The sequence below is a fragment of the Planococcus sp. TJ-302 genome (assembly GCF_058268455.1).
Genome location: NZ_JBZDOI010000003.1, coordinates 126,153 through 151,150, shown reverse-complemented (window position 1 = coordinate 151,150; position 24,998 = coordinate 126,153). Strand labels below are relative to the sequence as shown.

Genomic DNA, 24,998 nt, shown 5'->3' with positions numbered 1-24,998 from the left:
AGTATCTCTTTGGGAGGAGAATACGATGGACAAAAGACGAGGTCTTATGCTGATTACTGCCACCGTCCTGCTGATTGGTCTGGCTTTGCTGCTTATTACGGGAACTGGGTTTCTTGATAAGCCCCAAGGCTCCAGTGCACCAGAGAAAGAATCCGAGCCGCCTGCTACAGGGGAAGTTTCCGAACCTGTAGAGGAACCCACCCTTCCAATTGAAGAGCGCTTCCCTGCTGAAAAGGAAATGGTGGTCCAAGTGGAAGGTACCGAAGAAAAAATCACCGGTCGCCTGAATATCGGAAAGAATGAATCTTATATCATATACATCGATGAAGAACGCTATAAAATGGTGGCCGGGCAAGAAGCGGATCCCGACATGATCATTCCCAAAGAAGCGCTCCCGAAAGGCTATCCTGAAGTATCGATGGCAATCCTGCATACCCCTGACACTGCCCCGGCTGAACAGACCGCGGAGCTTGCCGAACAATTAAAAGCTTCTTTTCCAGACTTGAAAGAGGCGGAAAGAGTCGAGGAACCTGTCCAAGGCTTTCTCCTTCATGGCATCGCAAATGGCGGCCAGGAATGGGATGACCCAGTCATCCACGCTTACGTTGTCAGTGACGGGCAGCAAGGCAGCTTTACCCTGACGGAAAAGTATTTCCTGGAAGCCGCTGAAGGCCACGGTGCCCGATTCTACTCGATCGCCAAGGAATTCATGGTAGTTGCAACTGAATAATGGCGAAATAGCTTATGAGGGACCCCTTCCATTTCCGGGTTAGGGCAAAAAAATGCGGACCGCTTTGGTCCGCATTTTTTCATTATACTAACTCATCCGCTCCTGAATTGAGGGAATAAAGGAAACTCCAATTATCCGCTTTGTATAATTGGCTGAATGTCATCTTATCGCCTGTACCCATTGTGGCTACATCTTGTTCAATCGCCACGACCATAGTGGTTGCGCCATTTTCAAGATTCAGGTAGACATCCCCTATAGAAGGTTTGATGGCATTCTTTTCTTTCAATTCCTCTTCCAGCCCTGCATCTTTTTCAAGTTGCTCTGCTGGCACTTTGGATTTGTCATAATAAGCGATATCGTTGCTTCCAGACACTTGGCCTGGCGCCATGACGAAAAATTCTTTCGCTTTAACCGTATTCTGGCGAGTCGTGATAACGTCTCTGCCTTCCACCAATTCAACTCTCTCGAATTCATTCAGCGCATAATGATCGGTATAATCCGGATCCGGCTTCGAGATGAAAATATAGCCGCCCTGCTCTGCTTCAAGGTCTTCACGCAATGTATAGCGCGTCCCCATCAGCATGAACGAATCCATGTGTTTCGGCTTATAGAAGGTCACATCTTCCGCTTTGCTTTCAAACTGCTCCATGTCTTTGATCCGGTACATCAGCACCGACTTTTTAGCCAATGGCTTTACCGAATACACTTTATGCAGCTCGTTGTTGAAGTAGACGAATTGTCCCTTCCTGACTTGCAATAATTTCATGTTATGCCCTCCGATCTCAGCTTTGCTCTCGCGTTTATTCTAGAGTAAATGAACATAGAAGTCCATGCATGTACTCGAATTGGCTGTTTTGTTATAGTAGGACAAGGAAACAAATTGCAAAGGATGTGATGAAAATGGAATTCGAAAATCGTGAAGAATACATTATCAAAAAATACCAGCAAGATGAAAACACCATGATCCAGCTGTTTGTCCACTGGTGCGCAGCCCGCCAATTGGACCCTATTGCACTTTATCAAAAAGCCTACCCCCATCAGGAAAAGAACCCGGCTTTGCTTCTCGCTGTAGAAGAATCCGCTGCCGAAATGGAAGAAATCGAGGTCGGTGATGACACGATGCTGGAAATCCTTCAGATGTTCGGCAACGACGATCTGGCCTTCGCTGTTTCCGAGGAAATCAGTAAAACGCCGCGCAAAAAATAAAGATCCAATGCGTTTCGCATTGGATCTTTATTTATGTTTTTTCCGCAATGCCTTCGCTTTGTTTTCAATGGAGCTTGTCCGCAAATTCTCATAGCGATTCGACGCTATATTGCTATAAATTTTATCGAGATAAGAATCATCGTCTTTGGTTTCTTCCTCTGTTTCTTCTTCTACCTCTTCTACTTCTTCCACTTCTTCTGTTCCCTCCGGTTCAACCAATTCTTCTTCCTCTCGCTTCTTGTCCATTTTCAACGCCCTTTCTTGTTATTCACTTTATTACTGGGTTTTTCCCGGATAAAGCAGGCCTTAAACAAAAATGAGAAGGCACCATCTCAAAGAAACGGTACCTCCTCCATTAAACAACAGCCTTTGCGCCTTTCAGTTCTTTGCCAAGAAAATTCGCCAATTCCAGCATGCCGTACTTGCCGTATGCTGCTTCAGCATCTGCATTGTAATTTGTATTGGTGTTCACATCATATGTGAAAATATCCCCCGCGCTATTACGAATAAATTCGATTCCTGCTACCGCAATATTATTTTGGCGCAGAAACTCTTCATATTTAGCGATGATCGGGTCATTGAATCCTTCAACCACTTGGAATTTCGGTTTTTCTCCTACTTCTTCGCCAACCGGGCAGAACAAGTCATCAATTCGGCATGCATCTGCCGGACAGAGTTCGAAGCCTTCTGATGTATCCACTTGCACCGCATAGACAAACTTGCCGCCGACGAATTCACAGCGGGTGATAAACGGTTCAGGCGCCTGAATGTATTGCTGGACCAGTGTGATGCCATCAATCGACGGTTCGAATCCGCCGCCGTCCAAGTATTCATGCAAAGCTTCCATTGAATGGAATAATTGCACGCCGAGTCCTTTTCCGGCACGGTTGTGTTTAATAATGAATGACGCTTCGCCCAACTTTTCTGCCGCTTTCACGATTTGCTCCTTGCCGTTTGCCGCAATTGTTTTCGGCGTATGGATGCCGGCAGCGTTGAGTGCCATGTATTGATTCACTTTGCTGACTTCCAGACGCAGCGCGCGGCTGCCGTTGAACACTTTGCGCCCGTGGTGCTCGAGCCAGACAAGCACGGATTCCGTCAATTCCGGCGCATAGCGGTGGCCCCGCGTATGCGATGAAGCACTCATACGGCTGTAAAATACACCTTCTGGCGGCGTTTCGTTCAAATCCACCAAGCCTTCATCGATAAACCAGTTCTCGTAAGGCAATTCCAGTTCATCAAGCCGCTTGAATAAATGCGTGGTCCATTCTTCGTTTTCATGAATGACGTATATTTTTTCAGTCATCGTCTTCCTCCTAATTCGAAAGCGCTTGTAGCGCTTTGCGTTTTTCTTCCACCAGTGGCATCACTTTTTGGGAAAAGCGCTCCATCTCTTCCAATTGCGGAGAGAATTGCAGCAGCAATAAACCAAGCCCCGCTTCTTCATAAGCAAGGATGCGATCGGCAATTTGCTCCGGCGTACCGATCAAGTTCGGCCGCAGCCCTCGGTTTGAAACGGAATAGTCTTCCAGTTTCACTTGCTGCTCCAATTGTGATTTGCTGACAAAATCATTATACCCGACATAACCGCTGGCATCTTTCATGTCTACGATACGGGCGTATTCTTCTTGCACTTCTTCTTCCGTATCGCGGCATACCACGTAAGCTGCCATGCCGAACGATTGCAGCGGCTCTTTCCCTGCCGCTTGGCGCAGGCTTTTCATATCTTGGATTTTCATATCGATTTCTTCCACGGTACCGCCATGCATAACATAGGCGTCGCAAGACTCGACAATCGATTTTTTGCCACGCGGGCTTTCGCCTCCTGCATACAAAATCGGATTCGGACGCTGAACAGGTTTCGGCTCAAGACGTGCATTCTGGATGTCGTAGTATTTCCCTTTAAACGAAAACTCTTTTTCGCTCCACATGCCTTTGACAACTTGCAGGAATTCATCGGTTCGGTCGTAGCGTTCGTCATGTTCAGTAAAGTCGCCGCCGTATTGGCGCGCTTCTTCTGCCCACCAAGCTGAAACCACATTCAATGTAAAACGGCCATTGGAAATACGATCAATATTGGCAGCCATTTTCGCTGCAATGGCCGGGTTATGGAAAGCCGGCCGAATCGCAGTCATGATTTCGATTTTTTCCGTTACCGCCGCCAAGGCTGCTGCAGTCGACCAAGCTTCAAGGGAATCAGCTTCCATTCCTTTTATATCATTCAAATTCAATTCAGCAATTAATGTTGTGTCATAGCCCCATTGTTCAGCCCTCTGCACTACTTGTTTCGCATACTCAAAAGTTGCTGGCATGTTTTCATCTTCCACATTGCGCAGCCATCCGCCAAAAATCGGTAACCAAAAACCATACTTCATCTATGATCGCATCCTTCCGCATCTTACTATCAAAATCGTGAAAACATTCACTTTATTTAACAGAATAAATTGATTATATAGCAAACCTACTATTCTTACTAGTAAACTAGGTTATTAATGCAAAAAAAGCCCATCCTATCAAGATGGACTTTTTGCGCTGTTAAAATCGGTTCAATAAGATTCACTGATTCGCAAAAGAAGCCGGCATAACTACTGCTACTACTTCCCCTTTCGCACAGAGCACTTCTCCCACAAACACTTCGACAGCCACTTTGAATTTCTTCGGATGGATTTCTTCCACTGTCCCAACCGCTTTCAGCACTTGCCCATCAGGTGTCGGCTTCAAGAAATCTACATGCAGCGAAGCAGTCACAAAGCGTGGAGGCTCTTTACCGCTTCCGGGTTCAAAGCCATTTTTGCGGTGCAGCGCAAGTGACGCGGAACCCGTGCCGTGGCAATCGATCAATGACGCAATCAGGCCGCCGTACACGAATCCGGGAATCGCCTTATGTTGCGGACCGGGTTTATAGTAGGTCACTGTCTCGTTGCCGTCCCATCCCGTGCGGAAATGATGCCCTTCCGTATTCAGCCGGCCGCAGCCGTAACACCAGGCAAAATCTTCTGGATAGTCGTCTTGAATAGCATGTACGATTTCTTCTATCATCGGTCTCCCTCATTTCTGCGGAATCCGTTTATGTATGCATGTTGTTCCGCTTATTTCCACATTTTACCACAGCAACCCGAAATCATCTGATTACTCTGACTAGTATCCATTAATTTAAGGCAAAGGAAAAAGCATGACCCTTTTCATCAGGCCATGCCCTTCCTTTTACCGCCCCTCGAATTGTTCCCTGGAGGGGATCGCACGCGGAAAATTTCTATTCAATTCTTCTACAATGTTGATGCCTGACGAAATTTGGTAACCCTCGCCAATGCATTGTGTTGCGCTAACTGTCATTTGCCATTAAGGCTTTTGCTTCGCATGTACCTCTCAGCGAAATTGGTGTTTCTGCAGTTAGACGTACTAGATGCACTTCCACAAAAAACTTACTGTTTACTGATTTGACACTGTCTGGATAGAAACCTTGTGTTGCAGTTGGTCCCTGACAAGAGTTGCATATCGCCAGTAAAGCAAAATTTTCCGCCAAGGCTGTGCAAGTCATCGTCTGGATGCGTTCATAAACTTACTTCGCTTATACGCGTTTCCCTACGTTATTCCGCCTTGTACTTCATGTATTCCACGTAAACATTTTGTTAAACCTATTTTTTAGAATTTTTTAATAGATTCTAAAAATATTTTTACAATCGCCTTGACGCTCTATATACTGATAGATAGTTCGATATCCGTAATATGTAGAGGAGAGATAATATGGTTAAAAGTTTGCCCCTGCGCTCAGAGGTACCAACAGAAGAAAAATGGGATTTAGCTAGTTTGTTTGCATCCAGCGAGGAATTCGAGCCTGTGCCAGAAGCGCTTGAAAAAGAAGCTGAAGCTTTCAGCGCACAATTCAAAGGAACGTTGGCAGAGCCAGCTCTCATCGTTGAAATGCTGGAAGCCTATGCTGTTTTATATGAAAAGATTACGCAGGCAGGCGCTTATGCAAGCCTATCGCTTAGCACTGACCAATCGAACGATGAAGCCCAGATGCGCGCGAGCCGGTTCGGTTCGGCAGCCGCGAAAATCGGCAGTCAGCTGTCATTCGTCGCAAGCGAGCTATTGGAACTTCCAGAAGCCACATTGGAAGCGGCTATCGCACAAGCACCGCCTTTTGAAAACTACTTGAAAAAATTGCTGCGGCGGAAACCGCATCAATTGCATCCTGAAGCTGAAAAAGCCTTAGCAGCTTATTCGGCCACTTTTAATGCTCCTTATGGGCTTTACAACACAACAAAGATGCTCGACGTGTCGTTTGATGATTTCGAAGCAGGAGGGCAGAAATATCCGCTTAGCTACGTGTCTTTCGAAGGGGATTGGGAGGCCGAAACCCGTACCGATCTTCGCCGTGCGGCATTCACCGCCTTTTCGGACAAACTTGAGGAATATCAGCACACGGCAGCCAAGACTTACGATATGGAGCTTCAAACCGAGAAGACAACGTCCGATTTGCGCGGCTACGACTCCATCTTCGACTATTTGCTGTTCGACCAGGAAGTCGACCGCTCGCTTTACAATCGCCAAATCGATTTGATCATGAAGGAATTGGCGCCGCATATGCGCAAATACGCCAAATTGCTACAGCAAGTGCACGGCCTCGACAAGATGACTTTCGCCGATTTGAAGATTTCGCTCGACGCTTCATATGAACCTGAAATCACTGTCGAAGAATCAAAAAAATACATTAACGAAGCCTTGGCTGTCATGGGTCCGGATTACTTGGAAATGGTGGAGCGCTCCTACTCGGAACGCTGGATCGATTTTGCTCAGAACACAGGAAAATCGACAGGCGCCTTCTGCTCGAGCCCGTATGGAAGCCATCCTTACATCCTGATTTCCTGGACCGGACGCATGAACGAAGTTTTCGTGCTTGCACATGAGCTTGGCCATGCCGGCCATTTCCATAACGCCAACCGTGAACAGAACATCTTCAACGCCCGCCCTTCGCTTTACTTTATCGAAGCGCCTTCCACAATGAACGAAATGCTGGTCGCAAACCACCTGCTCGCCAACTCGGACGACCCGAAATTCAAACGCTGGGTCATTTCTTCAATTGTCGCCCGGACCTATTACCATAACTTCGTCACCCATTTGCTTGAAGCAGCCTACCAACGGAAAGTATACGAACGAATAGATGCTGGCGAAAGCGTCAATGCGGGGATTCTCAATACAATCAAACGCGGAGTTCTTGAAGAATTCTGGGGCGACGCGGTCGAAATCACTAGCGGCGCGGAACTGACATGGATGCGCCAGCCCCATTATTATATGGGCTTGTACCCGTATACATATAGCGCAGGGCTAACGATTTCAACCCAGGTTTCCAAACGCATTCTGAGCGAAGGCCAACCGGCGGTCGACGAATGGTTGAACGTCTTGAAAGCCGGTGGCACGAAAACCCCAGCTGAACTCGCTCAAATGGCCGGAGTGGACATTACCACCGAACAGCCGTTGCGCGACACGATCGCCTACATAGGCGGACTGATCGATGATCTCGTTTCACTGACAGAAGAAATAGAAAAGGCATAACGCATTAAAAGCTGCCGAAAAAGCTGTTTCATCAGCTTTCTGGGCGGCTTTTTTAGCCAAACAAAAAAGCCCTGATTGCTCAGGGCTTTTTGTCTGGGCGGTTTTCGGCATCGCCGGCATCCGCTTTATGCTGTTGGGTTGTCGCTTCTTCGCCTTGCTGCTTATTGGCAGGTTCCTCAGCTTCGTTATAAAACGCAGGATAGCCCTGTTGTTCCAATTTCTGTACTTCTTTTCTTGACGCTCGGATCAGCAACCGGACAATGAATATAGACAATACGAAAATCACCAAAATTGAAATGATCCCCGGAATGTACTCTGACTTATCTTCAGGAAAATATAGAAATTCCATGTTTTCGTTTCCCGCCTTTAATGAGTGAATTTCTTTTCATTATACAGGATTGGCTTTTCCTGCTGGGCATTGAACGTGAACATTTAATGGCAAACTGCCTCAATGCCCTTCCGACACGACCGTGAATCGTTTGTTCAAGTGGCGCGGATGCTCGATTTCATCTACCAGTGCCACCGCGTAATCCGGGTAACTGACATAGCTTTTGCCTTTGGAATTGAACGTGATGCTGTCTTCGCCGATCTGATAGCGTCCTGTCCGGCCTCCGGTTGGGTCGAAGAAAGCCGCCGGGCTTAGAAATGTCCATTTGATGCCTTCAGAAGCTTCCAAATCGGAAAGGTTCTGCGATTGCCCCGCGGCAATCGCTTTAAAGGCGTCTGGAAACTCGGGCGTATCAATCAGCCGCGTTGTCCGGGCCTCATCGACAAACAAACTGCCGGCGCCGCCAACGACGATCAAACGGGTACCGGGAGCCCCTTTCATCGAATCAATCAAACTTTTCCCTGCTACAACATGTAGCCGGGCTTTTTCCGGGGGAACGCCGAACGCATTGACGACCACATCAAACTCCCGTAAATCTTCAGTAGTCAGCTCATCAATGTCTTTTTCTAAAACTGCTGCTCTTTTTTCAACCAGCTTCGAGGCGTCACGCACTATCGCTGTGACGTCATGCCCCCGCAGGAGCGCTTCTTTCATAATAAACCCGCCCGCTTTTCCTGTTGCTCCGATAATCCCGATTTTCATGTCTACCGCCTCCATTAATTAGAGTTGATCTACAGCTTCTTTCAAGATTTCAAACGAACGCTTTCTCTTGTCTTGATCATAAATATACGATACTGCCATCAATTCATCAATCTGCAATTCTTCAATAAACGGTGCTAACTGGCGCGCAATCGTTTCTTTGCTTCCGCTGAATGTATACTGGGCCATGCCTTGCACCATATTTTCTTCAGGGAAGGTCCATCGGCCGTCCATTGTTTGGACTGGCGGCTGCAAGGGATTCTTAGTGCCGCGGATGACATTCAAGTAAAACATTTTGCTGGAAGTCCCGAGCATTTCCGATTCTTCATCCGTTTCAGCGGCCACTGCGTTGACGCAAACCATTACGTAAGGGTTTGCCAGATATTCAGAAGGTTGGAATTGGCTGCGGTAAATCTGCAGCGCCTGCTTCAGCTGCTGTGGCGCAAAATGCGCTGCAAACACATACGGCAAGCCGAGGCGTGCGGCAAGCTCTGCGCTTGAAGTGCTTGAGCCCAAAATGAAAATCGGCACTTCTGTCCCCACTCCCGGATAGGCATGGACCATTCCTTGGTGTTCAAGCGGCTTCAAGTAATTCTGCAACTCCACTACGTCTTGCGGAAAAGCGTACGCAGTTTCCTGTGAAGTGCGGCGCAGCGCGCGGGCAGTCTGCATATCGGTTCCAGGTGCGCGGCCCAGCCCTAAATTGACGCGGCCCGGATGCATCGTTTCCAATGTGCCGAATTGTTCGGCTACGACGAGCGGCGTATGGTTCGGCAGCATGATGCCGCCTGAGCCGGCTTCAATCGAGTTCGTGCTGCCCAATACTTTGGAAATCAAAATCGATGTAGCTGAACTTGCAAGCGTTGGTGTATTGTGGTGCTCGGACAGCCAAAATCGGCGGTATCCAAGTTGTTCGACATGCTGTGCCAAGTCCACCATGCTGTCAATTGCCTCTTTTGCTGTTTGTCCTTGTGAAATGGCAACCAGATCCAAGACGGATACTGGCAATGTTTTTATATTTTGGTCCATTGTTAAACTTCCTTTCAACGAAATCTAGTTTAACAATAAGACTAATATATCTCGAAGACAAACTATCTGCTTGCCTTGCTTCTTGCGAAAGCTTTTACAGATTTTTGCTTTCGCCAATTGCGGCAAATTGCGCAGTGCCACTGTAAAAAGAGCGGGCCGCTTCCAAAATTTCGTTGCAGTCGCCGTATTGCGGCAGATGCGTGAGCCACAATTCGCGGGCTCCTGCACGTTCAGCAAGCTCTCCGGCCTGTTTCCCGCTCAGATGGCCTTTGATGATGCCGACGTATTTTTCATACAGGTTCGCTTCAGAGACCAGGAGATCCACGCCTTCCGAAAACGCCACCAATTCTTCTTTCCACTCTGTATCCGCTGTAAAAACGACCGATTTCCCTTCAGCAGTGAATTTCAACGCCAGGCAATACACCGGATGAATCGTTTCACAGAACGATACTTGCCAGGGTCCGATTTCGATTGTTTGTTCGGCCTGAAGAGCCACCCCTTGCGTCACTCCTTTATAGGACAGGCTATCGAACAGGGCTTTATCCCGGTCGTGCGCATAAATTGGGAAAGGCGTCCGCCATTCTTTCAATTGCATGCCGACCATTGCCGCGTGTTGAAGCACACCAATGTCCGCTACGTGATCCGGATGATAGTGGCTGATGACCGCCGCATCAAGATCTTTCAGTTCCGTATAATTTTGGACAGCCGCGAGCACACCGCTGCCGCAGTCGACCAAACAGCGAAAACCATCCTGTTCAAGTAGAAACGACGAGGTCGCTTCATTTTTATTGGGGTAGCCTCCCCATATGCCGATTGTGGTGATTTTCAAAAAATCATTCCTTTCTGCCAACGCATTTTTTCCATTATAACGGATTCCACCGATTCCCACCTGTTTACAGCTAAGGGCAATGGGTATATAAAGTATGTATTTAAAACCCATTGGAGGGATTACTATGATAGTAAAACTGACGGTTGAAAACGCATTGCAAGCAAAAAAGGAAATTGAAAAGTTGGAGAGCCAAGGATACGATGATGACAATATCTATCTTTTTGCTCACGACCCTAAGCGCCAACACGATATCGCTGACGCATTGGACGCGGAAGATCCGGATTCCGGCTTTATGAACAAACTGAAAAACCTCACCACTTCACGCGGCGATCAATTGCGTTCTGAAATGCAATCTGTCGGATTGACTAAACAGGAAGCCGACCAGTATGAAGAAGAATTGGACAAAGGCAAACTTCTCATTGTCGCTAAAAAAGAATAACAGCAATACCAGCCACTCCTTTGGGAGATGGCTTTTTTTATGAAATAGTTTAAAGCGATTATTAAATGCTATTCAATTCTAACTATTGCAACACTTTACTTTTGAATAACATAAGAAAAACCCACTAGTAAGATTGACACACCAACGATTTATGCCATCCTCATCATTGTGCCTCGTACACATTTTTGCTATATTTGAATAAGGTTAATTTTCCAAATTATTTTATAAGGGGACATTCGATGAAGAAGAGTTTTAAAATGGCAAGCGCTTTCATTGGCATCATTGTAGGAGCGGGCTTTGCATCAGGACAGGAAATTATGCAGTACTTCACAAGTTTTGGCATCCTCGGAATTGTAGCAGCACTTATCTCGACTGCGCTGTTTGCTTACTTAGGCATGAATTTAACACGTTTAGGAAGCCGGATGCAGAAAGCATCCCATAAAGAAGTGGTCTATGGCATCAGCGGCAACATCGTAGGCCGCCTTGTCGATTACATAATTATTTTAACTTTGTTCGGTGTAGGTGTAGTTATGATTGCCGGAGCGGGTTCAATCTTCTCCCAGCAATTCGGCTGGTCGCCGGTACTCGGAAGCACCATCATGACAACTCTTATTCTCATGACAATCATGCTGAACGTGGATAAAGTTATCGCCATCATTGGCAGCATTACCCCATTTCTTATACTGATGGTAGTAGGCTTGACGATATATAGCCTTTTGACAATGGATCAGTCGTTCACGGCATTGGATCCGATTGCTAAAGAACAGCTATCGGCTATTCCAAACTGGTTCCTGTCTGCCATCAATTACGCGTCGTTCAATATCGCCGTGGGAGCTTCGATGTCCATAGTCATGGGCAGCACGGAAAAAGATGAAAAAGTAGCAGCGCGAGGCGGTTTGCTTGGCGGACTTGGACTGGGTGTTTTAATTCTCCTCAGCCATTTGGCCATATTCTCGAAAATCGATGTTGTCGGCAATTCCGAAATGCCGATGCTGCAAATTGCCAATGACATCTCCCCTGCATTAGGGATATTCATGTCTATCATTTTGTTCGGCATGATCTTCAATACCGGTGTCAGCATGCTGTATGCATTTGCTGCACGATTCTTTCAATCGGGCACATCGAAATTCAAGATTTTCGTCATCGTCATTTGCGTAGCAGCGTTCGGCCTAAGCTTTGTCGGCTTTACCGAACTCGTCAATATGTTCTACCCGGTTGTGGGCTATCTCGGATTTTTCCTGGTCGCCGCTTTAATCTGGTCAGACATCAAAAAAACGGGCAAACCCGAATTAGCAGCCGAATAAACCAAACCAAGCCGCCAAAGCATGCTATACATGCTTTGGCGGCTTTTCATGTTATGGTTTTAGAAACACTTGCCGGAAGGAGCTTTTTATGGACTCGTTTATAAAAACACCTCAGCAGCAAAAAATAATTGAGGAAATCCATTCCTTGCAAGGAGCGTTCGAAATGCGGGAACCCCAGCTGGATGCCATCGGTTCATTTCCTCACCAAAATATACAGGATTTGAAAAAAATCGATTACCATACGCTAACGCTGCCTGCGGAATACGGCGGCCAGGGCTTCGGCATATACGAATACATATTGGCCCAGGAAGCGATCTCCGAAGCTTCTGGCCCCACCGGTCTGGCAATCGGCTGGCATAATGGCATTGTTCTCGAATTTGCCGAGAACCGCCATTGGCATGCCGAACCAGCCAAATGGCTGCTTGAAGCAGTAAAAGGAGGCGCTCTCGTTAATACGGCAGCTACAGAAAGTAATGCAGGAAGCCCCACCCGCGGTGCATTGCCGAAAACCACAGCGGTTCGCGACGGCGATTACTTTATCGTCAATGGCGAAAAAATCAACACTTCGATGGCCCCGGCGCTCGATTATATATTCGTCACGGCCAAAGCTGAAAGGGACATGGTGCTGACGGTGGCTATACCCAAAGATACTCCCGGCGTCTCGATTGAAGAAACTTGGGATATGCTGGCCATGCGGGGAACAGCAAGCCAGACTTTGGTGCTCGAAAACGTCCGGATTCCTGCTTCCTACGTTTTAAAAACTGCAGCCGCGAAAGCTCCTGCCAAAGGCTGGCTTCTGCATATTCCGGCCTGTTACATCGGGATCGCCGCTGCCGCACGGAATTACGCGCTCCAATTTGCTGCATCTTATATACCGGCTTCACTCGGCAAGCCGATTTCAGAAACGCCAAGCATCCAAGGCCTTATCGGAGAAATGGAACTGGAGCTCGCAACAGCCAGGCACCTTTTATATGGCACAGTTGAGCGCTATGAACATGCAAAGGACAAGGGTGCCATGCAGTGCCCACTTGATGCAACCAAAATAGCGGTTACACAAGCAGCCATCGGCGTGGTCGACAAAGCCATGAAGATTGTCGGTTCCCGCGCCCTTTCCGAATCCAACCCCATGCACCGATATTATTTGAACGTTCGCGCAGGCCTTTACAATCCCCCGATGGAAGATATGGTCAAAGCGCAGCTGGCACAAAAAGCGCTAACCATTTTTCATCACACTGATAAGGAGTGAACAATTATGGGCATACAGATCCATTTGAATGATCATATTTTCGATGCGCTGAATTTTTCAGAGGAGTCGACCATTGATCCCACCAGCCAAAAATTGCGCCGTAAAATCATTTTTGATTTCAAGGTTACAAGCGAAAGTTACCATGATGTTGCCGTGCTGCTCTATGAAATGGAGTTTCATGTGTGCATACCGGAAAAAGACTTGGATTTCCAAGCAACCATCTCAAATTATTCAACATCGGTCACGAACCTTTACTTGGATGGCCAAGTGGCTGACTATCATCTGGAATTGATTGAAAAGCCATAGCAGTCAGTCTTTAGAAAACGACAGAAAAAAAAAAACAGGAAGCGGGCAGATTTCACATGCCGCTTACCTGTCTTTTTTCATTCACTTCTCTTAAAGCGGCTTTTACCGCGTTTCGCTTTCAGCCTTCTCATCAACGCTTCCGCCTTGTCCTCTTTTGCCGCTGCAGTCTCCGCATCCAGCGCAATCGATCTGATTTCTTGGCCTTCCAATTCAATGTCGAACCAGGAATGGACCTGGCTCCCCTCAGGCAGCCAGGCTGCGGGCAGGACGATTTCCCTCTGCAGCTCTTCTATCAAAATGACTGCCAAGCAGCCGTCTTCAATCCGATCGAGCATCCCTTTCATCCCATCATCCCCCTATGCATGCCAATCCTTGTTCTTCTATCGCGTCAATCTTCCCTTGCCCAATGCCTTTGATGCTATCCAACTCTTCAATCGTGTCAAACGGCCGTGCTTCTATAATGGCTTCTGCCAGCGCAGTGCCAATCCCTTCGATTTCCTGTAGCTCAGCGGACGAAGCGATATTGATATCAATGCAGCGGTTTTTCCCTTCCACAGTGATGCCGTCTTTTTCGGTCAATACTTCATAGGAAACGCCATCCGTTTCAATGCGGACAGTTCCGTTGACATCAGTGCCATACACTTTGGCTCCAGCATTTTCAGCGGCAGCAATCACTTCTGCGTGTGGATGGCCGTATGAATTGTCGATGCCTGCACTGTAAATAGCTACTTCAGGACTGACAGCTTTCAAAAACGCAGTTCCGCTCGATGTATTCGAACCGTGATGGCCCAAATGCAAAATTTCCGCGTTCAGCTCAGCACCGCTATCGATCATTTCCTCCTCTTCTTTGACGCCAGCATCGCCTGTCATGATAAAGCTTACGTCTTTATAAGTGAGTTTCAAGGAAATGGATTCCTCATTGCCTTTGCCTGTCACTTCAGCAGGGTGCAGCACTTCGATTTCCATGCCGCCGACATCAAACGTTTCCCCGGTGCGCGGTTCATAATAATCGATGCCATTCGCTTCGATGGCTTCCAGTGCACGGATAAAGGTATCTGACGTTCCGACATTGCCCGACAGCCACACTTCGCTGACTTCGAATTGTTCAATTATCTTATCCAGCTGCCCGATATGATCCGAATCGGGATGCGTGCCGACAACGATATCGATTTTGGACACACCCAGCTTTTCCAGGTAATCGACGGCATCGGTATCATTCCAGTTTCCTGTATCGATCAATATCGCGTAATCTTCAGTTTCGAACAAGGTAGCATCCCCTTGGCCGACATCAATGAAATGCACGGTCAATTCGCCGGCGCTCTTTTCCTGGAACGACGGCTTTTCCGTACCGCTATCGGCCGGTGCCTTTACACGTTCAAGGCATCCCGCCAATAACAGCGCCATGACAAGTATACCGAATAAAAATAGCCATTTTTTCTTCACAATCGCTCTCCTCTTTCCTTATGGAAATTTTACCATATCAGCCCTTTTGCATTCTCGCACAAACACTTTTATGGCAGAAAGAAAAGTGGACACAGCAAAAGGGAGGATGGTTCTGAATTTCTCCAAAACCGTCCTCCCTTCTTTTAAGATGACATATAATCTCCACCGTTGATATGCAGAAATTGTCCGGTCATATAGGAATTTTGCGGATCCGCCAAGAACACGAATGCTTTCGCAAGTTCATACGGCTGTCCTGGCCGTCCGGCAGGAACATCCTGTCCGAATCCCTCCCCGATATCGTCGTATAAAGCTCCGAAGGTTTCCGGGATCAACGGTGTCCAAATAGGTCCCGGCGCAATGCCATTCACCGCAATTTCCTCGCGCACGAGCCGTCGCGCAAGAGCACGGGTCATCGACACAATCGCGCCGTTTGCGCCCGAGTAGTCGATCAAATCCGAATGTCCACGGTACGCATTGATGGAGGCGGTATTGATGATGCGCGACCCTTTTTTCATATGGGGCAGCACGGCCCTTGTGAGATAGAGCATGGCGAACGCTTTAATTTCAAAGGTTTTCAGTATATTTTCGTCTTTCAAGTCAAGCGGTGACGTTTCCGGGTATTGGTATCCAGCATTATTGACCAGAATATCAATTTGGCCAAACGAGTCCAACGCAAACTGGACCAGCCGGCTGCTGTTTGCCGCTTCCCGCAAGTCGCCGCTTTGCGCCACCGCTTTGCCCCCGTAACTTTCTATGAGTTGGATAGTTTTCAGCGCACCTTCCTCATCGCCCAAAAAGCCGATGACTACTTTTGCGCCTTCTTTGGCGAAGGCAATAGCAGCCGCCTGGCCGATGCCGCTGCTGCCTCCGGTAACAATCGCTACTTTCCCCTCAAGAATACCGCCAGCCTTATAATCTCTCAAATCGGTGTTATCAAATTCTAAATCCGCCATACTTAACCTCCTTCCCGCTATAAAAGGTTGCTTGACACCCTGCTGAGTTGCCATACTTCATCCGAGTATTCCTGTATAGTGCGGTCGCTTGAAAAAATTCCGGATTGCGCAATATTGACTACAGACATCTCCTGCCAAGCCTGGCTGTTTTCAAAGGTACTGAGCAATCGCTCATGGGCTTTTTCGTACTGCAGGATATCTTTCAGTACGAAGAACGGATCATTACAGTCGACCAGCTGGTTTCGGATTGCGGATATATTTTCCGCACCGTCCGAGAGGCCGCCGTCCAATAATTGTGCCATTACTAGCTGCAAGTCCTGCTCGTGCTGGATGATATCCGGCGGATAATAGCTTTGTTCTTTTTCAAATTGCATCACTTGCCGGGCAGTCAATCCGAAAATGAATGCATTATCTTCCCCGACTTGTTCCACAATCTCTAAATTTGCGCCATCAAAGGTTCCTAAAGTTATGGCGCCGTTCATCATAAATTTCATATTGCCGGTGCCTGACGCCTCTTTCGAAGCAGTCGATATCTGTTCACTGACATCCGATGCCGGAAAGATTTTTTCCGCCTTGCTGACGCTATAGTCTTCAATAAATACGATGTGGAGGTGCTTTTTCGCCAACGGATCGTTATTGACTTGTTTTGCAATGGTGTTGATGAGTTTTACCACTTGTTTGGCGTAATGATAGCTAGGGGCTGCTTTGCCCCCAAAAATGAATGTCCGAGGGTAAGGACGGAATGACTGATCCCTTAAGATGCGGTTATAAAGCATCTGAATATGGAGGATGTTCATCAATTGGCGTTTATAGCCATGGATTCGCTTGATCTGAGCATCAAATACTGATTCAGGATCCACAATAATATCCTGATGCGTTTTAATGTAATCTGCCAGCTGCCGCTTTTTGGCAAGCTTTACCGCTTGAAGATCCTGGAGGAATGCCGGATCCTGGCTGAAACGATTGAGTTTATGCAATTTGATCGGCTCACGGATCCACTCATCCCCGATAGCCGACGTGATTAATCCGGACAACTCCGGATTCGCTTTCAAGAGCCAGCGTCGATGGGCAATGCCATTCGTGATGTTATGGAATTTGTGGGGAAAATGATCGTTCAGTTCTTTCATTTCACGCATTTTCAGAATTTCGGTGTGCAGTTTAGCGACGCCATTTACTTTATAACTGCCTACCACAGCGAGCGTCGCCATATGAACGACGCCATTTTCAATGATGGCAAGCTTTTTGCGCCGCCACTCATCTAACGGCTCCTGCTGGGTTTTTTCTTTGAAGCGGCGGTCTATTTCCTGGATAATCATATACACTCTCGGCAATAGCCGTTCCAGCAAAGAGCTGCTCCATTTCTCCAAAGCCTCTTCAAGGATTGTATGGTTCGTATAGGAAAACGTATGGGTCACAATCCCCCATGCTTCTTCCCATTGCAAGCCTTCTTCATCCATTAAGATGCGCATCAACTCCGGAATCGCCAGTGCTGGATGCGTGTCATTGATTTGAATGGCGACATGTCGCGCTAAATCACTTAGTGGGCAATCGCGATTTTTGACGATTGTCTGGAGCGAGGCGCTGCATAGAAAATATTGCTGCTTGAGGCGCAGTATTTTTCCCGCATCTAAGGAAGCATCAGGATATAGCCGGTCGGTCACCGCAGCGATTTCCTGCTCATACAGCGATCGCTGTTTGCCTTTAGGCAAAGGGCGGCTAGACACTTCCGCTTGCCACAGACGCAATGTGTTTACAGTCTTTCCCGCAGCTCCGACAACCGGATAATCATACGGCACCGCTTTGATCCATTCCGCGTCCTTCAAAACAGGTTGTAACAGATTGCTTTCAAGGCCGGGTTCAATGAAACCGAAAAAAGGGATGTCCAACGACAATTCTTCTCTTCTGATGCCCCAACCCTCTTTTTCCTCAATCCAGACAGTCGGCTGTTCTGTTTGAAACCCGTCGTGGAAAATCTGCGTGAACAAACCGCCCTTATAGCGCAGGCCGCAGCCATGCCCCGGCAGTTGGAGAGAAGCCAATGAATCCATAAAGCAAGCAGCCAGGCGGCCAAGACCCCCATTACCCAAACCGGGTTCAGGCTCCAGCTCTTCGATGGCATGCAAGTCGAAGCCAAGTTCTTTCAGACCTTCCCCTACGAATCCATGCACATCCAAATTCATCAGGTTCTGTCCTAAAATCCGCCCCACTAAAAATTCAATGGAAAAATAATATAATTGCTTGCGCTTCTGATCTTTGTATTGTTGATTCGTCTTCTCCCAGTCATCATACGTCCACTCTTTCACCATAGCCGTTAGAACCGAATAAACAGTTTGCAGGGACTCTTTGTCTTCCCGTTGTTCGAGGCGCGCCACAAAACTCTCTTTGAACCGCTCTTTTGAACTGAACATCCCCATCCTCACCTTTCGGCAATCACATTATAGGCCTCAGCATAGATTTCCGCAGAACGCTTCCATGAAGAATCGCGCTGCATGCCATTTTTTTTGATGACTTCCCAATGTTCCGGGTTCTGATACAACTCCAACGCCCGCTCCAAAGCTTCTTCAAAGCTTTCATTCGCAGAAAAATCACTTAAAAATCCATTGCCAGTTTGTGCTGCGACGTCGTATTCGACTACCGTGTCTTTTAATCCACCGGTTTTATTGGCGACGGGGACAGTGCCGTAACGCATCGAAATGAGCTGGCTCAGCCCGCACGGTTCAAAATGAGATGGCATCAGGAATATATCGGCTCCCGCGTAGAGGAGATGGGCGAGGTCCTCATCAAAGCCGATGTATATAGCCACTTTTTCAGGAAACTCTGTGGCTAGGCTTTTGAAAAGCTGAGCAACTTCTTCATCACCAGATCCCAGCAAGATGAATTGCACATCCCTTTCCTTCAACAGCTTCGGCAGCAGCTCCTGCAACACGTCCATCCCTTTTTGTTTTGTGAGCCGGGAAACGATAGCCAATAACGGAATATCCCCCCGTACCGGAAGCTTGAATCTTTTTTGGACGGCGCGCTTATTGATCGCTTTTCCTTCCATCGAAGTTTCGTCGTATTCCATTTCAATCACCAAATCGGTAGCCGGATTGTAGAACTCGGTGTCCAGCCCGTTCAAAATGCCAACGAGGCTTTCGCCCTTCTCCTGCAGCAAAGTTTCAAGCCCTTCGCCGTAGCGGGCAGTCAAAATTTCATCTCGATAAGTCGGACTGACAGTCGTCACTTGATCAGCAAACAAAATTCCCGTCTTCAGGATATTAAAATATCCTTTCCACTCGGCGGTCCCGTCCTCGTAATACGCGCCATCCATTTCATATTCCTCGGTCAATACGCTTTTCGGCGAATTTCCTTGGAATTGCAAGTTGTGGATGGTCAATATGGTTTTTATTTTTTTGTTCATCGCCTTGTAGCGCGAATCTTTCTCCATCAGGAATGGGATAAGGGCCGTGTGCCAATCGTGCAAGTGCAAAATGTCCGTTTGCTCTCTCTGGTTTTCTACGATTGCCAGTACTGCGCGGCTGAAGAACGCGAAACGCGTATGGTCGTCCGGTTGGCGGTAAATCAGATCCCTATCAAAATAGGCGTCGTTTTCAACGAAGATGTAGTCGACTCCTTTCAGCTCATAGCTGAAGGTCCGGCAACGGTGATTCTGCCCTTTGAAAGGCACTTCCACTTCTTCTCCCAACGTGAATTCCTTTTGGTATTCTTGTGGGATCAAACTGTATTTCGGCAAGACGACCGTCACTTCACAGCCAATTTCCACCAGCGCTTTCGGCAAGGCACCCAATACATCTGCCAAGCCCCCCGCTTTTACAAAAGGCACACATTCTGCGGCCGCCATTACAATTTTCATCTGACTTCCTCCTTCAAAATCCGTTCCCCTTTGCGCAGCACAATCGGCTCTTCCGCTGTGCCTTTAAGTACTGTCCCCGCTTCAATAAAGACATTTTTATCAGCGATGACATAGGCCAAATCGCAATTTTCTTCAATCGTGCATTTCTGCATGATGATACAATGGTCAGCCTTCGTATTTTCCTTGATAACGACAGCCCGGCTGATGATGCTGTCGACGACAGTCCCTCTGATCGTCGACCCATTTGCCATTAACGCGCGCTTCACTGAAGAACCTTTCATATAACGCGTAGGTGGTTCGTCTTTCACTTTTGTGTAAATCGGACGTTCCGGCAGAAACAGTGCATTGCGTTTTTCCGGCTCCAATAAATCCATGGATGCTTTGAAATAACTGTCGATAGAATCAATGACAGCGCAATAGCCCTTGTATTCATAGACACCGAATCTATAGCTGCTTTTCTTCCTTCTGACACAATCTTCCACACTGAACACCTGGTTTTGGCGGTAGTTCTTCAAAAACTCAATGAGCAGGCTTCTCTTCAGGATATAGCTTCTAAGCGGCTGGCCATTGCTCACCGCTTCCGTCACATCCGCACCGGACTCGATATGCGATTCCAACATGTCTTCATAATCTATTTGGGAAACCGTAAAACAGTTTGTGATCACTGCGTATTCCTGGCGGCTTCTTTCGAAAAAGACCATATGCTCTTCCAGCGCTGCAAATCCCCCTACGCTCATTTGGCCACTGTCTTTAGTGGACACAGGCAAGAAGAATAGACCGTCTTTCCGGCGATCAAGGTCCCAGCTTTTCCCTCTTCCGATATGGTCCATCAACGAAACAAACGGATAAGAAGGGAAAACGCCTACGGATGTGATGCCCGAATTGACGATGTTGGATAAAGTGAAATCGATGAGCCGGTATCGCCCAGCGAACGGGATGGACGCAGCTGACCGGTATAAGGTCAAATCTTCCAGACCCGGCAATTTTACAGTGGCATCAATGATTGCAACTAATTTCATACTTCCGCACTCTCCTTCCATTCATCGATTATCTCTTGCGTCAAAAGGATGATTTCTCCTTCTGGATCGCCAATTTCAAAGTTTTCCGGGATCATCAGGCCAGGCGGGATAATCGTTCTTGCTAATTTCGCACCAGAACCGATGACTACACGGTTCATGACAACGCACTCGTAAAGGGATGCGCCTTGTTCAATGTGGACTTCCTGGAAAATGATCGATTTTTCGGCTTTGCCTTCAATGACGCAGCCTTCGTTGACAAAGACTTCCTGCAATTCTCCTGTTTCCGTCACAACTTGAGGCGGCAATTGCCGATTGGAGGAAAAGATTCGCCAGCCCGGATCATGCAAATTTAAACCTGAATGGGCGTCCAGCAAATCCATATTCGCCTCCCACAGGCTTTCAACAGTCCCGACATCTTTCCAATAGCCCTTAAATGGATACGCGACTAATTTTTCGCCTGCTTCGAGCATCAACGGAATGATGTTTTTTCCGAAGTCATGGGAAGAGTTTTCATTGGCATCATCTATAGTCAAATATTTTTTCAACTTTTGCCAATTAAAAATATACACGCCCATCGAAGCCAAATTGCTTTCTGGCTCTTTTGGTTTTTCAACAAATTCCGTGACATTCAAGTCAGCATCTGTATTCATGATGCCAAACCGGCTTGCTTCATTCCATGGTACTTCAATGACCGAAATAGTGGCATCCGCTTTATGTGATTTATGGAAATCCAGCATTTTTTGGTAATCCATTTTGTAAATATGATCACCGGACAGGATGAGGACGTATTCAGGGTCTTGTTCCATTAAATAAGTAAAGTTCTGGTAAATGGCATTGGCGGTGCCGTTATACCATTTGATGCCGTCCATTTCCGCATATGGAGTCAGCATGGTTACGCCGCCGCTTCTTCTGTCCAAATCCCAAGGTGTTCCAAGCCCTATGTAGCGGTGCAGTACATGGGGCTGGTACTGGGTAAGCACACCGACCGTGTGGATCTCCGAGTTGACGCAATTCGATAAAGGAAAATCGATAATCCGGTATTTTCCGCCAAATGGAATCGCCGGCTTCGCGATATTATAAGTCAATGATTTCAAACGGCTTCCCTGGCCGCCAGCCAGCAGCATGGCAACTACTTTGTTTTTCAAGTTCATCCACTCCTATCTTTTTTTGTTTTCCAAACACTCATTGTATAAGCGGGCAAGTCGATGGCTATGGAATAATCCTGTCCATCCCAAGGCTTTTCGCGGGCATTATGAACAGTTCCGAGCCGCGGTTCCTTGCCGCCATAAGCGGTGTCATTCGTCGTAAAAATTTGTTCGTACGGGAAATCAGCAGGGACCCCCACTTCAAATTTGCTATAGCTGCGGTCCGAGAAATTACAGACGATGATACATTCATCTGCCGGAGCCCGCCCCCTGCGGATAAACGCAAGAACGCTTTGCTCATGATTATGCGGATCCAACCACAAGAATCCATCCCGGACATCATCAAGCTCATGCATCGCTTTTTCCGTCCGGTAGAAAATCAGCAACTCTTTGGTGAACAGTGCTATCTGGCGGTGGGCTTTATAGTCGAATAAAAACCAATTCAACTCAGGCTGGAATGTCCATTCTTCGTCATGCCCGAATTCCTGCCCCATGAAAAGCAATTTCTTTCCGGGATGAACTGCCCAAAAACCAAGCAGTAAACGCAATTGCTGAAACTTCTCTTCCAAATCTCCTGGAAACTTATGGAGCAAAGATTTTTGGCCATCCACCACTTGGTCGTGCGAAAAGATTGAGATATAGCGTTCCTCGTAATAATAGGTCAATGCGAAACTCAACATATGGTGGATATCTCTCCGTTCAGTGGATGGGGTCTGCATATAGCCTAGCGTGTCGTGCATCCAGCCGAAGTTCCATTTATAGTGGAAGCCGATCCCGCCATCTTCGACTTCGCCGGTTACCTTCGGATAATGCCAGGCATCTTCGGCAATGAGAAGCGCTGCGGGATGCTGCTGGCGCAAGCGGGTCGTCAATCTCTTCAAAAAAGATACCCCTTCTTCGTTGGGAACCCGGCCCTCGTCATTCGGCACATACAGCAGCTTCATCAGCGCATCCATCCTGAACCCGTCAAACTTGAATTCTTCCAGCCAATAATTTGCGCTTGATAACAGGAAGCTTACAACTTCCCCACGCCGAACATCGAAGTTCAATGTGCCCCATTCCGGGTTGAACCGCCGCCCCTCGCGAGAATCCTCGTAGAGAGCAGTGCCGTTGAACAATGCGAGTCCGTGAATATCTTGACAAAAATGCCCTGGCACCCAGTCCAGAAAAAGACCGACTCCATTTTCCGCACATTTGGAAACGAAAAATTTCAAGTCATCCCCTGATCCGTATCGGCTTGTCGGCGCAAAATAGCCGGTTGTCTGATAGCCCCACGATTCATCGAGCGGATGCTCGGTGATCGGCAAGATTTCAATGTGGGTGAATCCCTGCCTTTTAATATAAGGAATCAATTCACCTGCCAATTCACGGTAAGTCAGGAATTTTCCGTCTTTTGCTTTTTTCCATGTGCCGATGTGCAGTTCGTAAATCGCCATAGGTTTTTCAAAATGCCCTTTGGACTGGATCGTCTTGTAATTCAACGCCGATTTGGACCATTCGTGCTTGGAACTTCCAGCAACTACGGAACGATTAGCCGGCCTGATTTCCCCGGCGCGGGCAAAAGGATCGGATTTCGTCAAGATTTCCCCCTGAAGGGTTTCGATTTCATATACGTAAACGGCATCTGCCATTCTCCGGGGTATCCGGACCTGCCAAATGCTGACATCTTTCGGATGATGTTCCATCGGGTATCGATCGTCCAGTTCTCCTGCAACAGAGCTGCAAAGAACCGAGACACGCTTTACGCCCGGTACCCAAACGACGAAAACTGTTTCATCTTGATAAGCATGAGACCCAAAATATAAATAAGCGTCCATCATGCGCCCATTGTGGAAATCTGCTAATTTTTCATCCGTTAGCTCTGTTTTGCCATTGCCCAAAAAAACACCTCCCAAAACTGGCGCATATTATCCGCATCGTCATCCCATATTCCGGACTCTGTTCATTCGCTTTCGATTCCATTTTTAAGCGCCGCTGCGCCCCCTAATCTGACCGCTGCGGGTATACATGTCTATACCCTGATTGCACCTTAAATGCACTCCAGAATACAGCAAATATATAGATAATAGTATTCTGCACAATAGGCAATAAATCCTTGTAAAAAATCGGAATTTAAAAAAGTATTGAAATTATAGGAAGCAAGGAGCAGATTCTTCTTCACTTTTCGTTCTTAATATTTACACATAAAAAGCATTTCAAGGTCTTGTCCGATGGCGAATATTGTTCTACCCTTAAGGCATGCGTGTTTAATAATAGAAAGGATCTGGATCAATTGAGCAAAAAATTCTGGATTATTGCGTTCTTGCTGCTGCCCTTTGTGCTCGCCGGGTGCGGCAATGGCATTGAAGACCCCCTTAATTGGGAAATAGAAGATTTCACTTATACGAATCAGGAAAACGAAGAATTCAGCCTCGCAGATTTAGAAGGCGAAGTCTGGCTGGCTGATTTCATCTTCACGAATTGTACGACTGTGTGTTTACCCATGACTTCGAATATGGTGGAGCTGCAAAAGCAATTCAAAGAAGAGGGCCTCGACATTAACATCGTATCTTTCAGTGTAGATCCGCTTGTCGACAAACCGGAAGAATTGAAATCCTATGCTGAAAATTACGGTGCTGATTTAGCATCGTGGAATTTACTGACTGGCTACACCCCGCAGTCCATCGACAAATTCGCTATGGAAAATTTCCGCACTATCGCTAGAAAACCGGAAGATTCCGACCAAGTGCTCCATGGCACGGAATTCTATCTCGTGGATAAAAACGGGGTCGTCATGAAAAGCTATAACGGCGTCAATCCTGTTGTCGAAGATATTATCTCTGACGCAAAAATCCTGCTGGCGGAGGAATAGGC

At 47.3% G+C, this 24,998-nt stretch carries 25 protein-coding genes; 8 read left to right on the top strand and 17 right to left on the bottom strand.

Annotated features, from left to right (window positions below; all coding sequences use genetic code 11):
• Nucleotides 1-25 precede the first annotated feature (25 nt).
• The gene (locus AC4EHB_RS13600; RefSeq protein ID WP_490981839.1) at nt 26-730 is read left to right on the top strand and encodes a hypothetical protein; all 705 of its coding nucleotides are present in this window, start codon (nt 26-28) and stop codon (nt 728-730) included.
• An 82-nt stretch (nt 731-812) separates the two neighbouring features.
• Here AC4EHB_RS13600 and AC4EHB_RS13595 read toward each other — a convergent pair whose 3' ends face one another.
• Nucleotides 813-1,496, bottom strand: a complete 684-nt coding sequence (locus tag AC4EHB_RS13595; protein ID WP_490976213.1) for a hypothetical protein — start codon at nt 1,494-1,496, stop codon at nt 813-815.
• A 134-nt stretch (nt 1,497-1,630) separates the two neighbouring features.
• Here AC4EHB_RS13595 and yxiS point away from each other — a divergent pair, with 134 nt between their 5' ends.
• Nucleotides 1,631-1,936 (top strand): protein YxiS, encoded by a 306-nt coding sequence (yxiS, locus tag AC4EHB_RS13590; RefSeq protein WP_490976214.1) that lies wholly within the window; start codon nt 1,631-1,633, stop codon nt 1,934-1,936.
• A gap of 27 nt (nt 1,937-1,963) precedes the next feature.
• Here yxiS and AC4EHB_RS13585 read toward each other — a convergent pair whose 3' ends face one another.
• The 4 genes from AC4EHB_RS13585 to AC4EHB_RS13570 all read right to left on the bottom strand — a co-directional run bounded on the left by AC4EHB_RS13585 (nt 1,964) and on the right by AC4EHB_RS13570 (nt 4,975).
• The gene (locus AC4EHB_RS13585) at nt 1,964-2,182 is read right to left on the bottom strand and encodes a hypothetical protein (RefSeq protein WP_490981838.1); all 219 of its coding nucleotides are present in this window, start codon (nt 2,180-2,182) and stop codon (nt 1,964-1,966) included.
• Between the two features lie 109 nt (nt 2,183-2,291).
• Nucleotides 2,292-3,242 (bottom strand): ATP-grasp domain-containing protein, encoded by a 951-nt coding sequence (locus AC4EHB_RS13580; protein WP_490976216.1) that lies wholly within the window; start codon nt 3,240-3,242, stop codon nt 2,292-2,294.
• Nucleotides 3,243-3,252: 10 nt separating this feature from the next.
• Nucleotides 3,253-4,311, bottom strand: coding sequence for an LLM class flavin-dependent oxidoreductase (locus AC4EHB_RS13575; protein WP_490976217.1), 1,059 nt, complete (start codon nt 4,309-4,311; stop codon nt 3,253-3,255).
• Between the two features lie 181 nt (nt 4,312-4,492).
• Nucleotides 4,493-4,975, bottom strand: a complete 483-nt coding sequence (locus AC4EHB_RS13570; protein WP_490981837.1) for a PaaI family thioesterase — start codon at nt 4,973-4,975, stop codon at nt 4,493-4,495.
• Nucleotides 4,976-5,680: 705 nt separating this feature from the next.
• Between AC4EHB_RS13570 and pepF the strand changes: the two genes are divergently transcribed.
• Nucleotides 5,681-7,492: an oligoendopeptidase F gene (gene pepF / locus AC4EHB_RS13565; protein WP_490981836.1), complete on the top strand. Its 1,812-nt coding sequence runs from the start codon at nt 5,681-5,683 to the stop codon at nt 7,490-7,492.
• 79 nt (nt 7,493-7,571) lie between these two features.
• On the opposite strand, the gene AC4EHB_RS13560 is transcribed toward pepF, so the two are convergent.
• The 4 genes from AC4EHB_RS13560 to AC4EHB_RS13545 all read right to left on the bottom strand — a co-directional run bounded on the left by AC4EHB_RS13560 (nt 7,572) and on the right by AC4EHB_RS13545 (nt 10,437).
• Nucleotides 7,572-7,841: a hypothetical protein gene (locus tag AC4EHB_RS13560; RefSeq protein WP_490981835.1), complete on the bottom strand. Its 270-nt coding sequence runs from the start codon at nt 7,839-7,841 to the stop codon at nt 7,572-7,574.
• A gap of 99 nt (nt 7,842-7,940) precedes the next feature.
• Complete coding sequence (locus tag AC4EHB_RS13555) at nt 7,941-8,582, bottom strand: NAD(P)-dependent oxidoreductase (protein WP_490981834.1); 642 nt, start codon at nt 8,580-8,582, stop codon at nt 7,941-7,943.
• Between the two features lie 18 nt (nt 8,583-8,600).
• The gene (locus AC4EHB_RS13550; RefSeq protein ID WP_490981833.1) at nt 8,601-9,608 is read right to left on the bottom strand and encodes an LLM class flavin-dependent oxidoreductase; all 1,008 of its coding nucleotides are present in this window, start codon (nt 9,606-9,608) and stop codon (nt 8,601-8,603) included.
• 94 nt (nt 9,609-9,702) lie between these two features.
• On the bottom strand, nt 9,703-10,437 hold the full coding sequence (locus AC4EHB_RS13545) for an MBL fold metallo-hydrolase (RefSeq protein ID WP_490976223.1): 735 nt from the start codon (nt 10,435-10,437) through the stop codon (nt 9,703-9,705).
• 124 nt (nt 10,438-10,561) lie between these two features.
• On the opposite strand from AC4EHB_RS13545, the gene AC4EHB_RS13540 reads away from it, so the two are divergent.
• From AC4EHB_RS13540 to AC4EHB_RS13525, 4 genes are all read left to right on the top strand, one after another.
• Nucleotides 10,562-10,876 (top strand): YflT domain-containing protein, encoded by a 315-nt coding sequence (locus AC4EHB_RS13540; RefSeq protein WP_490976224.1) that lies wholly within the window; start codon nt 10,562-10,564, stop codon nt 10,874-10,876.
• A 239-nt stretch (nt 10,877-11,115) separates the two neighbouring features.
• The gene (locus AC4EHB_RS13535) at nt 11,116-12,180 is read left to right on the top strand and encodes a YkvI family membrane protein (protein WP_490981832.1); all 1,065 of its coding nucleotides are present in this window, start codon (nt 11,116-11,118) and stop codon (nt 12,178-12,180) included.
• Nucleotides 12,181-12,268: 88 nt separating this feature from the next.
• Complete coding sequence (locus tag AC4EHB_RS13530) at nt 12,269-13,426, top strand: acyl-CoA dehydrogenase family protein (RefSeq protein ID WP_490981831.1); 1,158 nt, start codon at nt 12,269-12,271, stop codon at nt 13,424-13,426.
• Between the two features lie 6 nt (nt 13,427-13,432).
• Nucleotides 13,433-13,732, top strand: a complete 300-nt coding sequence (locus AC4EHB_RS13525) for a DUF3219 family protein (RefSeq protein ID WP_490981830.1) — start codon at nt 13,433-13,435, stop codon at nt 13,730-13,732.
• Nucleotides 13,733-13,809: 77 nt separating this feature from the next.
• Here AC4EHB_RS13525 and AC4EHB_RS13520 read toward each other — a convergent pair whose 3' ends face one another.
• From AC4EHB_RS13520 to glgB, 8 genes are all read right to left on the bottom strand, one after another.
• On the bottom strand, nt 13,810-14,076 hold the full coding sequence (locus AC4EHB_RS13520) for a DUF3006 family protein (protein ID WP_490976228.1): 267 nt from the start codon (nt 14,074-14,076) through the stop codon (nt 13,810-13,812).
• A 4-nt stretch (nt 14,077-14,080) separates the two neighbouring features.
• A complete protein-coding gene (locus AC4EHB_RS13515; RefSeq protein ID WP_490976229.1) occupies nt 14,081-15,175 on the bottom strand; it encodes an MBL fold metallo-hydrolase in 1,095 nt (364 codons plus the stop codon).
• 143 nt (nt 15,176-15,318) lie between these two features.
• The gene (locus tag AC4EHB_RS13510; RefSeq protein WP_490976230.1) at nt 15,319-16,128 is read right to left on the bottom strand and encodes an SDR family oxidoreductase; all 810 of its coding nucleotides are present in this window, start codon (nt 16,126-16,128) and stop codon (nt 15,319-15,321) included.
• A 17-nt stretch (nt 16,129-16,145) separates the two neighbouring features.
• Entirely contained in the window at nt 16,146-18,536 is a 2,391-nt protein-coding gene (locus AC4EHB_RS13505) for a glycogen/starch/alpha-glucan phosphorylase (protein ID WP_490976231.1), read from the bottom strand.
• 8 nt (nt 18,537-18,544) lie between these two features.
• Nucleotides 18,545-19,981, bottom strand: a complete 1,437-nt coding sequence (glgA, locus tag AC4EHB_RS13500) for a glycogen synthase GlgA (protein ID WP_490981829.1) — start codon at nt 19,979-19,981, stop codon at nt 18,545-18,547.
• Nucleotides 19,978-21,000, bottom strand: coding sequence for a GlgC family sugar phosphate nucleotidyltransferase (locus tag AC4EHB_RS13495; protein WP_490976233.1), 1,023 nt, complete (start codon nt 20,998-21,000; stop codon nt 19,978-19,980). The genes glgA and AC4EHB_RS13495 overlap by 4 nt, the downstream gene beginning before the upstream one ends.
• On the bottom strand, nt 20,997-22,145 hold the full coding sequence (locus AC4EHB_RS13490) for a glucose-1-phosphate adenylyltransferase (protein ID WP_490976234.1): 1,149 nt from the start codon (nt 22,143-22,145) through the stop codon (nt 20,997-20,999). Before AC4EHB_RS13490 ends, AC4EHB_RS13495 begins: the two co-directional genes overlap by 4 nt.
• A 2-nt stretch (nt 22,146-22,147) precedes the next feature.
• Nucleotides 22,148-24,025, bottom strand: a complete 1,878-nt coding sequence (gene glgB, locus AC4EHB_RS13485) for a 1,4-alpha-glucan branching protein GlgB (protein WP_490981828.1) — start codon at nt 24,023-24,025, stop codon at nt 22,148-22,150.
• A 392-nt stretch (nt 24,026-24,417) separates the two neighbouring features.
• On the opposite strand from glgB, the gene AC4EHB_RS13480 reads away from it, so the two are divergent.
• Nucleotides 24,418-24,996, top strand: coding sequence for an SCO family protein (locus tag AC4EHB_RS13480; protein ID WP_490981827.1), 579 nt, complete (start codon nt 24,418-24,420; stop codon nt 24,994-24,996).
• Nucleotides 24,997-24,998: the final 2 nt, after the last annotated feature.

Bases quoted from the DNA above. Each gene is read 5' to 3' on its own strand.
- AC4EHB_RS13555 (WP_490981834.1), bottom strand. From the start codon at position 8,582: ATGAAAATCGGGATTATCGGAGCAACAGGAAAAGCGGGCGGGTTTATT.
- AC4EHB_RS13560 (WP_490981835.1), bottom strand. From the start codon at position 7,841: ATGGAATTTCTATATTTTCCTGAAGATAAGTCAGAGTACATTCCGGGG.
- AC4EHB_RS13535 (WP_490981832.1), top strand. From the start codon at position 11,116: ATGAAGAAGAGTTTTAAAATGGCAAGCGCTTTCATTGGCATCATTGTA.
- AC4EHB_RS13525 (WP_490981830.1), top strand. From the start codon at position 13,433: ATGGGCATACAGATCCATTTGAATGATCATATTTTCGATGCGCTGAAT.
- AC4EHB_RS13510 (WP_490976230.1), bottom strand. From the start codon at position 16,128: ATGGCGGATTTAGAATTTGATAACACCGATTTGAGAGATTATAAGGCT.
- AC4EHB_RS13600 (WP_490981839.1), top strand. From the start codon at position 26: ATGGACAAAAGACGAGGTCTTATGCTGATTACTGCCACCGTCCTGCTG.
- glgA (WP_490981829.1), bottom strand. From the start codon at position 19,981: ATGAAAATTGTAATGGCGGCCGCAGAATGTGTGCCTTTTGTAAAAGCG.
- pepF (WP_490981836.1), top strand. From the start codon at position 5,681: ATGGTTAAAAGTTTGCCCCTGCGCTCAGAGGTACCAACAGAAGAAAAA.
- AC4EHB_RS13505 (WP_490976231.1), bottom strand. From the start codon at position 18,536: ATGTTCAGTTCAAAAGAGCGGTTCAAAGAGAGTTTTGTGGCGCGCCTC.
- AC4EHB_RS13550 (WP_490981833.1), bottom strand. From the start codon at position 9,608: ATGGACCAAAATATAAAAACATTGCCAGTATCCGTCTTGGATCTGGTT.
- AC4EHB_RS13530 (WP_490981831.1), top strand. From the start codon at position 12,269: ATGGACTCGTTTATAAAAACACCTCAGCAGCAAAAAATAATTGAGGAA.
- AC4EHB_RS13495 (WP_490976233.1), bottom strand. From the start codon at position 21,000: ATGAAATTAGTTGCAATCATTGATGCCACTGTAAAATTGCCGGGTCTG.
- AC4EHB_RS13585 (WP_490981838.1), bottom strand. From the start codon at position 2,182: ATGGACAAGAAGCGAGAGGAAGAAGAATTGGTTGAACCGGAGGGAACA.
- AC4EHB_RS13575 (WP_490976217.1), bottom strand. From the start codon at position 4,311: ATGAAGTATGGTTTTTGGTTACCGATTTTTGGCGGATGGCTGCGCAAT.
- AC4EHB_RS13595 (WP_490976213.1), bottom strand. From the start codon at position 1,496: ATGAAATTATTGCAAGTCAGGAAGGGACAATTCGTCTACTTCAACAAC.
- AC4EHB_RS13540 (WP_490976224.1), top strand. From the start codon at position 10,562: ATGATAGTAAAACTGACGGTTGAAAACGCATTGCAAGCAAAAAAGGAA.
- AC4EHB_RS13520 (WP_490976228.1), bottom strand. From the start codon at position 14,076: ATGAAAGGGATGCTCGATCGGATTGAAGACGGCTGCTTGGCAGTCATT.
- AC4EHB_RS13580 (WP_490976216.1), bottom strand. From the start codon at position 3,242: ATGACTGAAAAAATATACGTCATTCATGAAAACGAAGAATGGACCACG.
- AC4EHB_RS13570 (WP_490981837.1), bottom strand. From the start codon at position 4,975: ATGATAGAAGAAATCGTACATGCTATTCAAGACGACTATCCAGAAGAT.
- yxiS (WP_490976214.1), top strand. From the start codon at position 1,631: ATGGAATTCGAAAATCGTGAAGAATACATTATCAAAAAATACCAGCAA.